13 protein-coding genes are annotated in these 12269 nt (G+C 64.1%); 5 read left to right on the plus strand and 8 right to left on the minus strand.

Annotation, left to right across the window (positions count from 1 at the left end; genetic code table 11):
* Nucleotides 1-189: 189 nt before the first annotated feature.
* Together ubiA and HU720_RS22555 are read right to left on the minus strand one after the other, a co-directional pair.
* Complete coding sequence (gene ubiA / locus HU720_RS22550) at nucleotides 190-1080, minus strand: 4-hydroxybenzoate octaprenyltransferase (protein ID WP_186523082.1); 891 nt, start codon at nucleotides 1078-1080, stop codon at nucleotides 190-192.
* Complete coding sequence (locus HU720_RS22555) at nucleotides 1080-1637, minus strand: chorismate lyase (RefSeq protein WP_186523084.1); 558 nt, start codon at nucleotides 1635-1637, stop codon at nucleotides 1080-1082. The genes ubiA and HU720_RS22555 overlap by 1 nt, the downstream gene beginning before the upstream one ends.
* Before the next feature lie 238 nt (nucleotides 1638-1875).
* Here HU720_RS22555 and HU720_RS22560 point away from each other — a divergent pair, with 238 nt between their 5' ends.
* The 4 genes from HU720_RS22560 to HU720_RS22575 all read left to right on the plus strand — a co-directional run bounded on the left by HU720_RS22560 (nucleotide 1876) and on the right by HU720_RS22575 (nucleotide 4230).
* The gene (locus HU720_RS22560; protein WP_011536423.1) at nucleotides 1876-2043 is read left to right on the plus strand and encodes a rubredoxin; all 168 of its coding nucleotides are present in this window, start codon (nucleotides 1876-1878) and stop codon (nucleotides 2041-2043) included.
* Nucleotides 2044-2076: 33 nt separating this feature from the next.
* Nucleotides 2077-3225: an FAD-dependent oxidoreductase gene (locus HU720_RS22565; protein WP_186523087.1), complete on the plus strand. Its 1149-nt coding sequence runs from the start codon at nucleotides 2077-2079 to the stop codon at nucleotides 3223-3225.
* A 189-nt stretch (nucleotides 3226-3414) separates the two neighbouring features.
* A complete protein-coding gene (locus HU720_RS22570; RefSeq protein WP_186523089.1) occupies nucleotides 3415-3711 on the plus strand; it encodes an HU family DNA-binding protein in 297 nt (98 codons plus the stop codon).
* 141 nt (nucleotides 3712-3852) lie between these two features.
* Nucleotides 3853-4230 (plus strand): helicase, encoded by a 378-nt coding sequence (locus HU720_RS22575; RefSeq protein ID WP_186523091.1) that lies wholly within the window; start codon nucleotides 3853-3855, stop codon nucleotides 4228-4230.
* A 146-nt stretch (nucleotides 4231-4376) separates the two neighbouring features.
* On the opposite strand, the gene HU720_RS22580 is transcribed toward HU720_RS22575, so the two are convergent.
* The 6 genes from HU720_RS22580 to exbB all read right to left on the minus strand — a co-directional run bounded on the left by HU720_RS22580 (nucleotide 4377) and on the right by exbB (nucleotide 11104).
* Complete coding sequence (locus HU720_RS22580) at nucleotides 4377-5780, minus strand: aminoacyl-tRNA deacylase and HDOD domain-containing protein (RefSeq protein ID WP_186523093.1); 1404 nt, start codon at nucleotides 5778-5780, stop codon at nucleotides 4377-4379.
* A gap of 78 nt (nucleotides 5781-5858) precedes the next feature.
* A complete protein-coding gene (gene recG, locus HU720_RS22585; RefSeq protein ID WP_186523095.1) occupies nucleotides 5859-7937 on the minus strand; it encodes an ATP-dependent DNA helicase RecG in 2079 nt (692 codons plus the stop codon).
* A 3-nt stretch (nucleotides 7938-7940) separates the two neighbouring features.
* Nucleotides 7941-8867, minus strand: a complete 927-nt coding sequence (locus HU720_RS22590; protein ID WP_186523097.1) for a hydrogen peroxide-inducible genes activator — start codon at nucleotides 8865-8867, stop codon at nucleotides 7941-7943.
* A 93-nt stretch (nucleotides 8868-8960) separates the two neighbouring features.
* Nucleotides 8961-9695 carry an energy transducer TonB gene (locus HU720_RS22595; protein WP_186523100.1) on the minus strand — a complete coding sequence of 245 codons (735 nt, stop codon included), beginning with the start codon at nucleotides 9693-9695 and terminating at the stop codon, nucleotides 8961-8963.
* Entirely contained in the window at nucleotides 9692-10120 is a 429-nt protein-coding gene (gene exbD / locus HU720_RS22600; RefSeq protein WP_186523102.1) for a TonB system transport protein ExbD, read from the minus strand. The genes HU720_RS22595 and exbD overlap by 4 nt, the downstream gene beginning before the upstream one ends.
* A 3-nt stretch (nucleotides 10121-10123) precedes the next feature.
* Nucleotides 10124-11104: a tonB-system energizer ExbB gene (exbB, locus tag HU720_RS22605; RefSeq protein WP_186523104.1), complete on the minus strand. Its 981-nt coding sequence runs from the start codon at nucleotides 11102-11104 to the stop codon at nucleotides 10124-10126.
* A gap of 190 nt (nucleotides 11105-11294) precedes the next feature.
* On the opposite strand from exbB, the gene HU720_RS22610 reads away from it, so the two are divergent.
* Nucleotides 11295-12152 (plus strand): SDR family oxidoreductase, encoded by an 858-nt coding sequence (locus tag HU720_RS22610; RefSeq protein WP_186523106.1) that lies wholly within the window; start codon nucleotides 11295-11297, stop codon nucleotides 12150-12152.
* Nucleotides 12153-12269 lie beyond the last annotated feature (117 nt).

The raw sequence follows: 12269 nt of genomic DNA on the forward strand, positions 1-12269 counted from the left end.
GGGCTGCGCAGCAGCCCTGAAAACCCAAGGGGCTGCTACGCAGCCCAACGCGGGGCAAGCCCGCTCGCCACCAGGATATGTCTGGCGGGAACAGGCTTGTACAAAACCATAGAATCTCCCACCAGGAGCGGCGTTGCTTTTGATTTTTGTGGGAGCTGGCGACAGCCTGCGATGAGGCCCTTGCAGGCCTCAGCGCAGCGCGTAATCCACCACCACACCGACAAACACCAACAGCCCCGCCCAGTGGTTGTGCAGGAAGGCCTTGAAGCATGATTCGCGGTCCAGCTTGCGCGTCGACCAGAACTCCCAGGCAAAGCACGCCGCCGCCCCCAGCAGGCCCAGGTGGAACCAGCCACCCAGCTCGAAGCGGTTGCCGGCCAGCAGCAGGCAGCCCAACGACAGCATCTGCAAGGTCAGGATGATCACCCGGTCCGCCTCACCGAACAGAATTGCCGTCGACTTGACCCCGATTTTCAGGTCGTCATCGCGGTCGACCATGGCGTAGTAGGTGTCATAACCCACCGTCCACAGCAGGTTGGCGATGTACAGCAGCCAGGCGCTGGCCACCACTGTGCCGCCGGCCGCCGTGAAGGCCATCGGAATACCCCACGAATACGCAGCGCCCAGCACCACCTGCGGGTAATAGGTGTAGCGCTTCATGAACGGGTAGCAGAACGCCAGCGCCACCGCGCCGAATGACAGCCACACTGTGGCTGCATTGGTGCATAGCACCAGCACAAAGCTCACCGCCACCAGCACGGCGAACAGCGCCAGTGCCTCACGGGGTTTGACCCGGCCGCTGGCCAATGGCCGGTCGGCGGTCCGCTTGACGTGGCCGTCGACCTTGCGATCGGCGTAGTCATTGATGCAGCAGCCTGCGGCGCGCATCAGCACCACGCCCAGGCCAAAAATCAGCACGTTGGCCAGCGTCGGCGAGCCGTTGCCGGCAATCCACACCGCTGAAAGCGTTGGCCACAGCAGCAGGTAGATGCCGATCGGGCGGTCCATGCGGCTCAACTGGACGAAGTCCCAGGCACGCGGGTGCAGGCGGTTGAGCGACTTGAGCAATTGCACGTACATCAGCGGTTATCCTCCTTGTCCGCCTGCCACAGCGCCGGCAGAAACACCTCGGCGACCAGCAGGTCGAGCCCGCCACGTTCAAAGCGCGAGCGGCGCCCCCACAGGCCTGCGTGGGCGCTGCCGGCTGGCAGCCATGCCTGAGGATAAGCGCAAGCTTCGAGCGGGTGCCGGACGAACGCCTGGTCGCAGAACAGCAGCTCGCCCAGCGACCGGCTGCCCAAGGTTTCGAGGTCGAGGCCGCCGCGTTGCAGCACACTGCGCCCGGCCACACTGCGGGCAAATACCCAAGGCTGGCCGTGGCCGCGCAGGTACACCTCGCGTACCCAGCCTTCCTCCCCAGGCGCCAGGCCCAGCGCTGCGCATTCGTCGTCGCGCAGTGGCTGCCAGCCCTCGAACAGGGGCGTCACGCTGAAATGGTCATGGGACAGGGCGGTGAGCCGACGGGTCAGGGAACCTTCGTCGAACAGCCAGCCGAGAGTGTGCTGGTCGAGGTGGCTCGCCAGCTGCGGATACGCCAGCCACGCGACAGCGGCTGCTTGCGGGGTTTCGTACGGCACGTCGGTATGCTTGTTACTGCCAGAGAGGCGGCGAGCTTAGCATGATTGCCCCGGCGGCCTGCATACAGTACAAAGCCCCGACGAGATTGCGCGGTTGCCTCATCGCTGCGCCCACGCAGAAAGCATTGAGCGTGGGAAATCACCCAGCCCTTGCAGGCTGCGCTGCGTGGGAGCGGGCTTGCCCCGCGATGAGGCCATCAGCCGCAACATGAACCCTGCCTGACCGAGGACCCCCCTGATGAAAAAGTGGCAATGTATTGTCTGTGGCCTGATCTACGACGAAGCCGAAGGCTGGCCCGATGACGGCATCGCCCCCGGCACCCGCTGGGAAGACGTACCAGAAGACTGGCTGTGCCCGGACTGCGGCGTCGGCAAGAGCGATTTCGAAATGATCGCCATCGGCTGATCACACCCCTGCACTGAACGAGGAAAGCACGACATGACGTCCCCTGTGGTGATCATCGGCACCGGCCTTGCCGGCTATAACCTGGCCCGCGAGTTTCGCAAGCTCGACAGCGAAACCCCGCTGCTGCTGATGACTGCTGACGACGGCCGTTCCTACTCCAAGCCCATGCTCTCCACCGGTTTTGCCAAGCAAAAGGACGCCGATGGCCTGTGCATGGCCGAACCCGGTGCCATGGCCGAGCAGCTCAAGGCCCAGATCCGCACCCACACCCGCATCAGTGGCATCGACCCCGGCCACAAGCGCCTGTGGGTCGGCGAGGAAGCGGTCGAATACCGCGACCTGGTGCTGGCATGCGGCGCGCAAACCGTGCAGGTGCCGATCGAGGGTGATGCGCGCGAATGGGTGTTCCCGATCAACGACCTTGAGGACTACGCGCGCTTTCGCGCCGCCGCCGCCGGCAAGCGCCGGGTGCTCATCCTGGGCGCAGGGCTGATCGGCTGCGAATTCGCCAACGACATGGCCCTGGGCGGCTTCGAGTGCGACGTGGTCGCGCCCTGCGAGCACGTCATGCCGACCTTGCTGCACCCGGCTGCGGCGGCGGCTGTGCAGGCGGGGCTTGAGGCGCTGGGTGTGCGGTTTCATCTGGGGCCGGTGCTCACGCGGCTACACAAGGCCGCGAGCGGGCTAGAGGCGCACCTGTCTGACGGCCAGGTGATCGCCTGCGACCTGGTGGTTTCGGCCATCGGCTTGCGCCCGCGCACCGACCTTGCCGCCGCTGCCGGCTTGCAGACCAACCGTGGCGTGGTGGTCGACCGCCACCTGCGCACCTCGCACGCCGATATTTTCGCCTTGGGTGATTGCGCCGAAGTCGATGGCATCAACCTGCTCTACGTAATGCCGCTGATGACCTGCGCCCGCGCGCTGGCGCAAACCTTGGCGGGCAACCCCACCGCTGTGAGCTACGGCCCGATGCCGGTCACGGTAAAAACCCCGGCATGCCCGCTGGTGGTTTCGCCCGTGCCCATGGGCCTGGATGGAACCTGGCAGGTTGAAGGCAGCGGGGCGGACCTCAAAGTGCTGTGCCACGGCGCCGATGGCCAGTTGCTGGGTTACGCCCTGACGGGCGAGGCAGTAATGGAGAAACTCGCCCTGAATCGCCAGCTACCCGCGCTTATGGCGTAAATAGCGGGCTGTCTGTCGGTTTTGTCCTGTTCTGGCCGCGACAATGGCCTCTGCGGTACTGGCGCGCCCCCGGAGGGCGTGCCATTCTCACTGGCGTCTGCCGCAGCCTAGAGCCTGCGGCGCCTTGAACGCTGTTCCCCTTCAGCAGCACGGCATAACAACAAAAATTCCGTCCAAAGAGGCTTCACTATGCGTAAACCAGAACTCGCCGCTGTCATCGCCGAAAAAGCCGATCTGACCAAAGACAAGGCCAACCAGGTCCTCAACGCGATTCTCGACAGCATTACCGGGGCGCTCGACAAGGACACCGTCACGCTGGTTGGTTTCGGCACCTTCGAAAAACGCCACCGTGGCGCCCGCACCGGCAAGAACCCGCAAACCGGCGAGCCGGTGAAGATCAAGGCCAGCAACACGGTGGCTTTCAAGCCCGGTAAAAACCTGCGCGACAGCGTCAACGTACCGGCCAAGCCTGCGAAGAAAAAATAACCGTCCCGTCTCTGCGGTTGAACGAACGGGCGCCTGAGGGCGCCCGTTGTGTTTGTGTAGGAAAATGTAGCGAAATTGCTTTATTGGCCCAATTAGCGGATAAACTCCGCGCTTCGGTCACTTTTTAATCGAGGCGCGTTGATGAAGTTCCGCTTTCTTCTTTGGGCTTTGGGGCTGTTGATGGCCAGGGCCAGCCGCAAAAACCCGGCGTTCGAGCAGCAGTTGCAGGGCAAAGACCTGGTGTTCCAGATGCAGACCCTCGACGGCAAGATCGCCCGGCATTTCACGGTGAAGGATCAGCGCATCAGCAGCAAAGGTGGCATGCACCCGCAGCCTGCGTTCGCCATTGCCTTCAAGGACGCCGCCTACGGCTTCGCCACCCTGCAGGCGGGCAACAAACAGTTGGCGTTCATGCAGGGCATTCAGGACAAGAGCATCCAGATCAAGGGCAACCCGGCGTTGGTGATCTGGTTCCAGGGCTTGATGAAGTACCTGAAGCCGAGAAAGAAGAAGGGTTGAGCGCGTAACGGCAGCCCTTTGAGCGCTCGCTATCGCGGGGCTGGCCCGCTCCCACAAAGGCAGCGTTCATGCTTTCTGTAGGAGCGGCCTTGCGCCGCGATGGGGCGCGCAGCGGCCCCAACTATCAGCCTCATGCAAAAACGCCGTCAGTGCGGCGCCTGGAACTGCGAGGCCAGCTCACGCAACAGCGCTTCGGCCTCCAGCACCTTGTTGACCACTTCTTCAGCCTTGCCACGGGTCAACCCCAGGCGCTCGAGCAGGGCATCCGGAATCTCTTCCACCGGCCCTGAACCAATGCCGCGCGAGCGCAGCAGGCGCACCGCCAGGCACACCAGGTTGGGGTACGCCGAGTATTCGCCTTCATAAGCCGGGTCGTGCTGGAAGCGCAGCGCGGTGGACAACTCGTCAGGCATGTCCCACAGCTTCATCAGCCAGGCGCCGATCTGCTCGCGGCTGATGCCTAGCAGGTGCGTTTCGACATAGCTGTGGCACAGGTGCGGGTTGACCTCCAGGTGCCGGCAGATCAGCGAGAAGTGCGGCGGGAACACATGGGCCAGCAGCAGGTAGCCGAAGTTGTGCAACAGCCCGGCGAGGTAGGTCAGGCCAGCCTCGGGGCGCTCTGCGCGCGGCATGGCGCGGGTCAGGCCCTCGATGACCGCGGCGGTGTAGATGGATTGTTGCCAGTACGGCGTGGCCTGTTGTGGGTTGTCCTTGGGCAGGCTCAGGGTCTTGCCCAGCGCCAGGCCCAGCGCCAGGTTGATCACCAGGTCGAAGCCCAGCACGCGCACGATGGCGTCTTCCACCGAGCGAATCTTGCCGGGTGAGGCGTAGTACGGCGATGCGGCCCAACTGACCACCTGCGCCGCCAGGGCCGGGTCGGTTTCGACCACGCCGGTGATGTCGTCGATGCTGGCGTTGGGGTCGACCCGCAGCTTGATGATTTTTTGCGCGGTATCGGCCAGCGGCGGGATCTCGATGGTTTCTTCGAGGCGCTTCTGGATGCGCCGGGCAGTGAAGGCACCGACCGCGGTGATGATCTCCTTGGAGTCATCGGCTGGGCGATCCAGGTTGGGGCGGATATCGCGCACAGCCAAGCCGAACGTGCCGGCGCTGGCTTTGCTGAGCATGCGCTTGAAGTCGTCACGGCCGATTTTCAGCAGCAGGCCGCTTTCACCCGACTGGATCAACACATAATCGTTGTCCAACAGCTTGGCTTCGTACTGGCACGGGGAGCTGGTCAATGCCGGAATCGCCGGCAAGGTCTTGAGTTGGTGCTTGTCGAGCATGCTCTTCAAGCGCGGCAGCGGTACTGCCGTGAGTTTGCGACCGGTCAGCTCGTGGAGGCGGTCCAGGTCCAGCAGTTTGCTCTGCGGGAACAGCACCATCAGCGCGCCCACTTCGTCGTCGAGGAGGATGGCCTGGACCCGCGACGCAGCGGGCAGGTCGGCATATTCCGGCACCTCGACAAAGGCAACGCCCAGTTTTTCGAGCAACAGCCGGATGACAGACGGTGCGTGTGGGGTTGCGGTGTCGAGGGCAACTTCAGTCATGGTCTGTATCCATTCATTCTTGTAAACGCGAAGTATAACCAGCCTGTCTGGCAAGCTGGATCGATAACGAGACCGGCGTCACACCTGGCCATATTGCTGGCCATGGCGCAGCCACCGGTCGAGCAGCGGGCTGACGTGGCCCGGCCAGCGAGCCAACAGAGCCTGGGCGGCATCACGCACTGCCGGCAGCAAGTCGGCATCGCGCATCAGGTCCGCGACCTTGAACTGTAGCAAACCGGTTTGCCGGGTCCCGAGCATCTCACCGGGGCCGCGCAGTTCGAGGTCCTTTTCGGCGATGACGAAACCGTCGTTGGTTTCGCGCATGATGCCCAGCCGTTCGCGGCCAATCTGCGACAGCGGCGGGTGATACAGCAGCACGCAATGGCTCGCCGCACTGCCCCGGCCCACCCGGCCCCGCAACTGGTGCAACTGTGCCAGGCCCAGGCGTTCGGGGTTCTCGATGATCATCAGGCTGGCGTTGGGGACATCGACGCCCACTTCGATGACGGTGGTGGCCACCAGCAGTTGCAGGTTGCCGGCCTTGAATTCGGCCATCACCGCGGCTTTTTCGGCAGGCTTCATGCGCCCGTGGATCAACCCCACGCGCAGTTCGCCCAAGGCACTGCCGAGGTCTTCGAAGGTGCTTTCGGCCGCCTGGCAGGTGAGCTCCTCGGACTCCTCGATGAGTGTGCACACCCAATAGGCCTGGCGCCCTTCGGCACAGGCGGCGCGCACCCGCTCGACCACTTCGAAGCGCCGGCTGTCAGCCACCAGCACGGTATTGACCGGGGTCCGGCCTGGCGGCAGTTCGTCGAGCACCGAGGTGTCGAGGTCGGCGTAGGCACTCATGGCTAGCGTGCGCGGGATCGGGGTGGCGGTCATGATCAACTGGTGCGGGCACAGCTGGCCCATCACGCCTTTTTTACGCAGCGCCAGGCGCTGCTGCACGCCGAAGCGGTGTTGTTCGTCGATGATCGCCAGGGCCAGGTGCTTGAACTGCACTTCGTCCTGGAACAACGCATGGGTGCCGACCACCATCGGGGCGCCCCCGGCGATTTGCTCCAGGGCGCTGGCCCGCGCCTTGCCCTTGAGTTTGCCGGCCAACCAGGCGACTTCGATGCCCAGCGGCTCCAGCCAGCGCTTGAAGGTGATGTAGTGTTGCTCGGCGAGAATCTCGGTGGGCGCCATCAACGCCACCTGGTAACCGGCCTCCAGCGCCTGCAAGGCAGCCAGCGCGGCGACCACGGTCTTGCCGGCGCCAACATCGCCCTGCACCAGGCGCATCATCGGCTCGGGCTGGCTCAGGTCGTAGGCAATTTCGTTGCCGACCCGCTGTTGCGCGCCGGTCGGCTGGAACCCCAGGTTGGCCAGGTATTGCGCCGGCAAGCGGGTGGCCTTGGGCAGCACCGGCGCGCGCAGGGCACGCTGGCTCTCGCGCAGGCGTTGCTGCGACAGCTGGTGGGTGAGCAGTTCTTCGAATGCCAGGCGGTGCTGGGCCCAGTGATGGCCTTCGGCAAGTTCGTCGACGTCGGCATCGGCGGGCGGGTTGTGCAGGTAGCGGATGGCATCGTCCAGCGGTGCCAACTGGTAATCGCGGGCCAGCTCGTCTGGTAGCCAGTCCGGCAGGCTGCGCGGGCCGAGCATGCCCAGGCTCTGCTGGCACAACTGGCGCAGGCGCTGCTGGGTGAGGCCTTCGGTGCTCGGGTAGATCGGCGTCAGCGTTTGCTCGACCGGCGGCGCCGGCTCGTCGCCATTGAGCGCGCGGTATTCCGGGTGGTAGATCTCCAGCCCCGAGGCGCCGGGGCGCGCCTCGCCATAGCAGCGCAGGTGCGTGCCGCGCTTGAGGCCTTCTTTTTGCGCATTGCTGAAGTGGTAGAAACGCAGGCTCAGCACGCCGGTGCCGTCGCCCAGGCGCACCACCAGGCTGCGGCGTTTGCCCATGGTGACGTCAGCGCCGCTGACCACGCCTTCGATGACCGCATCCTGCCCAGGGCGCAACTGGCCGATGGGCACCACGCGAGTGCGGTCCTGGTAGCGCAGGGGCAGGTGGAACAGCACATCCTGCAGGTTCTCCAGGCCGACCTTGGCGAGCTTTTCCGCCATGGCATCGCCAACGCCCTTGAGCGCCGTGACCGAAACCTTCGACAGCTCGGTCATGATTCAGGCCGGTTCTTCCACGGGCGGCTTGGCTACCGAGCAGAGGCGGATCGAGTCAGCGAGGATCTCGATGGCCTTTGGCCGCGGGAAGCTTGCACGCCAGGCGATGGCGACGGTACGGAACGGCGCGGGCGCCGTCAGCGGGCGGACTTCGATGATGCCCGGTGCGTAGTGATGGCTGTGGACTGCCGACAACGGCAGGATCGACACGCCCAGGCCCGAGGCGACCATATGGCGGATGGTTTCCAGCGAGCTGGACTCGACCGTGGTGTGCTTGGCCCCTTCGCCGCCCTTGGTCAGCGTCGGGCAGGCTTCGAGCACCTGGTCACGGAAGCAGTGGCCTTCGCCGAGCAGCAGCAGGCTCTTGTCATTGAGCAGCGCGGGGTCGATGGTTTTTTTGGCGGTCCATGGGTGGTCGGCGGGCATCAGCGCGCAGAACGGCTCATCGTACAGCGGCAACGTCAGCACGTCGGCTTCGTTGAAGGGCAGGGCGATGATCACCGCATCGAGCTCACCGTTGCGCAGTTTTTCGCGCAGCACATGGGTGAAGTTTTCTTCGATGTACAGCGGCATCTGCGGCGCTACGCGGTGCAGTTGCGGGATGAGGTGCGGGAACAGGTACGGGCCGACGGTATAGATGGCGCCGACCTTGAGCGGGGCCGTGAGCTGGTTCTTGCCGGCCTGGGCCAGTTCGCGAATGCCCTGGGCCTGTTCGAGCACTTTTTGCGCCTGGGCCACGATACCCTCGCCAACCGGCGTGAGGCGTACCGCGCTCTTGCTGCGCTCGAAAATCAGCACGCCCAGTTCGTCCTCGAGCTTTTTCACGCCAACCGACAGGGTGGGCTGGCTGACATGGCAACGCTCGGCGGCGTGGCCAAAGTGCTGCTCCTGGGCAAGGGTGACGATGTAGCGGAGTTCGGTGAGGGTCATAACGTGCGTCCATGAAGTTGCGGCCCCAGCATAGCGGCTGCAATTGATAGACGCACGTTATCAGACTTGCCGTTTTGTGACAGAAACAAAACGTCAGCGTCGGTCCAGCGAGTACACGAACGGCGCAACCACTTCGATGGTGCCGTTGTTCAACAGCTCTGCCGGGGGCTTGGGCACTGTGCCTGCACGGCGGATCATCTCCAGCGTGGCGCGGTCCAGCGCAGCGCTGCCAGAGCCTCCGGCGAGCGAGAACGACAACACCTTGCCGTCGGCATCGACCACGAAGCGCAGGCGGTTGATGCCCTGCAGCCCGCGACGACGCGCGTCCTCCGGGTACTTCTTGTACTTGGCCAGGTGGCGCAGCAAATCGCTCTGCCAGCTCGGCAGGGCATTGCTGTTGGAGGCGATGCTCGGTGCCGGTGCTGCCGATTTTTTCGGCGGCGCGGTGCTTGGCGGAGTATCAGCCACTTGTTCCTCGGCCGGCGGCTCATCCTTGGGCGGCTCAGGCTTTTTCTCAGGCTTGGGCGGCTGCGGTTTGGGCTTGGGCTTTGGCGGCTTGGGCATGGCGATTTTCGGCTTCGGCGCTTCCACAAGCTTGGGCAGTGGCGGCTCCTCGACCGGGGTTGGCGGTTTTGGCGCAACTTTGGGCGGTGGTGGCGGTGCCGGCTCCGGCAATGGTGCCATCTCGACCATCATCGCTGCCGGCGGCAGTTCGATGGCCTGCGGCACCGACCAGTTGAGCGTCAGCACCACGGCGACCACATGCACGCCCAGCACGATGGCCAGGCTGGTGCCATAGCGCGCCATGTTCGAGCGCGTTTTCGTCATTTCTTGGCTGCCGTCTCGAGGCCGACCAGGCCGACCTTGAGGTAACCGGCGGCGCGCATGTTGTTCATGACATCCATCAGGTCGCCGTAATCGACGCCTTTGTCAGCCTGGAAGAAAATGGTGGTTTCCTTGTCGCCCTTGGTCTTGGCATCGAGCAAGGCGCCCAGCTGTTCAGGCTGCGCCACCGGGTCATCGCCGACGTACAGCTTCTTGTCGGCCTTGACGCTGACGAACACCGGTTTTTCCGGCCTTGGCGCAGGCTTGGCAGTGGAGGCGGGCAGGTCGACCTTGATGTCGACCGTGGCCAAGGGAGCGGCGACCATGAAGATGATCAGCAGCACCAGCATTACGTCGATGAACGGCGTAACGTTGATTTCGTGGTTTTCGGCGAGGTCGTCGCCACCTTCGTTAAGATGCAGGCCCATGGCTTACCCCACTTTCACCATGTGCGGGGCGACGCGTTCGCCACCTTGGTGGTCCAGGTCACGGCTGACCAGCAGCAGTACCTGGGCGGAGGCGTCCGATACCTGGGCCTTGTAGCCGGCGATGGAGCGGGCGAAGACGTTGTAGATGACCACTGCCGGGATTGCCGCAACCAGGCCCAGCGCGGTTGCCAGCAGGGCTTCGGCGATACCGGGGGCGACCACGGCCAGGTTGGTGGTCTGGGTCTTGGCGATGCCGATGAAGCTGTTCATGATGCCCCATACGGTACCGAACAGACCGACGAACGGCGCAGTGGAACCGATGGTGGCGAGCACGCCGGTGCCGCTGCTCATGTTACGGCCGCTGGCGGCAACCAGGCGCTCCAGGCGGAAGCTGACACGTTCCTTGATGCCTTCTTTCTCGCGGGCGTTGGCCGACAGGCGCATTTCTTCGAGCGCGTCGTGTACCAGCGTGTGGGCCAGGGTGCCTTCCTTGTTGGAGACTTCGCTGGCTTCCTTGAGGCTGATGGACTTCTTCAGGGCAGCGATTTCACCGCGCAGACGGCGCTTGGCACCCATCAGCTCGAAGCCTTTGGCGATCCAGATGGTCCAGGTGATGATCGAGGCGATGGCCAGGCCGATCATCACGGCTTTCACGACGATATCGGCATTTTTGTACATGCCCCACGGCGACAGGTCGTGGGCCATGCCCAGCGAGGTGTCTTCAACCAGTGCCTGGACGTTGTCGTCGGCAGGTGCCTGGCCTTCGGCGGGCGCTGCGGCATCGGCGGGCGCTACGGCTTGCGGGGCCTGGCCTTCGGCAGCAGGTGCGGCCGGCGCGGCAGCGGCGGCTGGCGTAGTGGCCGGGGTGGTAGCGGGTTCTTCAGCCATGGCTGCCGGGGCCAGTACCAGGCTGAACATCAGCGCGGCGATGGCGCGCCAGGCGCGCGATGGGGTTGGCGAAGCGGAAGGTTGAATGCGAGTCATGCTGGCCGGACCTGATGAAGAAAAATGGGTTAAGTTCTCCAGGCCTCGAAGCAGGCCGAGAACAGACACGGGCGCCATTATTGCAACTAATTCTTGTTAGCAAAAGTAATAATGTTTCTTTTTTTGGCCCTGTCGTAGCCATTGATCGGTAAGACCGATAGCCTGCGCCTTTAAGAAAGGGAGAATTTGCATGTCAGCTGCTTCTGCTTTGATCGTCGGTTGCGGGGATGTTGGCGGGCGTTTGGCGCGTCAACTGCTGGCCTTGGATTGGCAGGTCAGCGGCCTGCGGCGTTCGGTCAAGCTGCTGCCCGAAGATGTGCGGCCGATTGCCGCCGACCTGTCCGACCGGCGCATGCCGGATGACTGGCCAGAGCAGGCACCTGACTACCTGGTGTATTGCGTAGCCGCCAGCCAGCATGACGAGGCCGGCTACAAGGCGGCTTATGTCGAGGGGTTGCGCAACGTGCTCGGCTGGTTGCAGCGCAGCGGCCAGGCGCCGCGCCGGCTGCTGTTCGTGTCCAGTAGCAGCGTGTTCGCGCAGAAGGGTGGCGAGTGGGTCGACGAAACGTCTGCCACCGAGCCTGAGGGTTATTCGGGCAAGCTGATGCTTGAGGCCGAACGCCTGGCGCTGGCCAGCAGCATCCCCGCCAGTATTGTGCGCCTGACCGGCATCTACGGCCCGGGCCGTGAATGGCTGTTGACCCAGGTGCGCCAAGGGTATCGCGTTGCCGATGAGCCGCCGCTGTATGGCAACCGTATCCACGCGGATGACGCTGCGGGCTTGTTGGCATTCCTGCTGCAAGCCGATGCTCGGGGTGTGGCGCTTGAAGACTGTTATATCGGCGTGGATGATGCACCGGCGCCGTTGGCCGAGGTGGTGGCCTGGCTGCGCGAGTACCTGGGTGTTACCGAATGGTCAGATGAGCAGCGCGTGCGCCGTACCGGCAGCAAGCGCTGTAGCAACCAGCGTGCGCGGGCGCTGGGCTGGGCGCCGCAGTATCCGAGCTATAAAGAGGGGTATGCGGCGATTCTGCAGGGTATCAACTGAGGCAGGCACCGGCCCTCATAGAACAAACGCTAACTATCTGATTTACATGGATAACGTGGGAGCGGGCTTGCCCCGCGATAGCGATAGAACTGCCAACATCGCATCGCGGGGCAAGCT

Origin of the sequence: Pseudomonas sp. SWRI51 (assembly GCF_014268825.1) — a bacterium.
Classification (GTDB): Bacteria; Pseudomonadota; Gammaproteobacteria; order Pseudomonadales; family Pseudomonadaceae; genus Aquipseudomonas; species Aquipseudomonas farsensis.

Bases quoted from the DNA above. Each gene is read 5' to 3' on its own strand.
- ubiA (WP_186523082.1), bottom strand. From the start codon at position 1,080: ATGTACGTGCAATTGCTCAAGTCGCTCAACCGCCTGCACCCGCGTGCC.
- HU720_RS22560 (WP_011536423.1), top strand. From the start codon at position 1,876: ATGAAAAAGTGGCAATGTATTGTCTGTGGCCTGATCTACGACGAAGCC.
- HU720_RS22565 (WP_186523087.1), top strand. From the start codon at position 2,077: ATGACGTCCCCTGTGGTGATCATCGGCACCGGCCTTGCCGGCTATAAC.
- HU720_RS22570 (WP_186523089.1), top strand. From the start codon at position 3,415: ATGCGTAAACCAGAACTCGCCGCTGTCATCGCCGAAAAAGCCGATCTG.
- HU720_RS22575 (WP_186523091.1), top strand. From the start codon at position 3,853: ATGAAGTTCCGCTTTCTTCTTTGGGCTTTGGGGCTGTTGATGGCCAGG.
- HU720_RS22580 (WP_186523093.1), bottom strand. From the start codon at position 5,780: ATGACTGAAGTTGCCCTCGACACCGCAACCCCACACGCACCGTCTGTC.
- recG (WP_186523095.1), bottom strand. From the start codon at position 7,937: ATGACCGAGCTGTCGAAGGTTTCGGTCACGGCGCTCAAGGGCGTTGGC.
- HU720_RS22590 (WP_186523097.1), bottom strand. From the start codon at position 8,867: ATGACCCTCACCGAACTCCGCTACATCGTCACCCTTGCCCAGGAGCAG.
- HU720_RS22595 (WP_186523100.1), bottom strand. From the start codon at position 9,695: ATGACGAAAACGCGCTCGAACATGGCGCGCTATGGCACCAGCCTGGCC.
- exbD (WP_186523102.1), bottom strand. From the start codon at position 10,120: ATGGGCCTGCATCTTAACGAAGGTGGCGACGACCTCGCCGAAAACCAC.
- exbB (WP_186523104.1), bottom strand. From the start codon at position 11,104: ATGACTCGCATTCAACCTTCCGCTTCGCCAACCCCATCGCGCGCCTGG.
- HU720_RS22610 (WP_186523106.1), top strand. From the start codon at position 11,295: ATGTCAGCTGCTTCTGCTTTGATCGTCGGTTGCGGGGATGTTGGCGGG.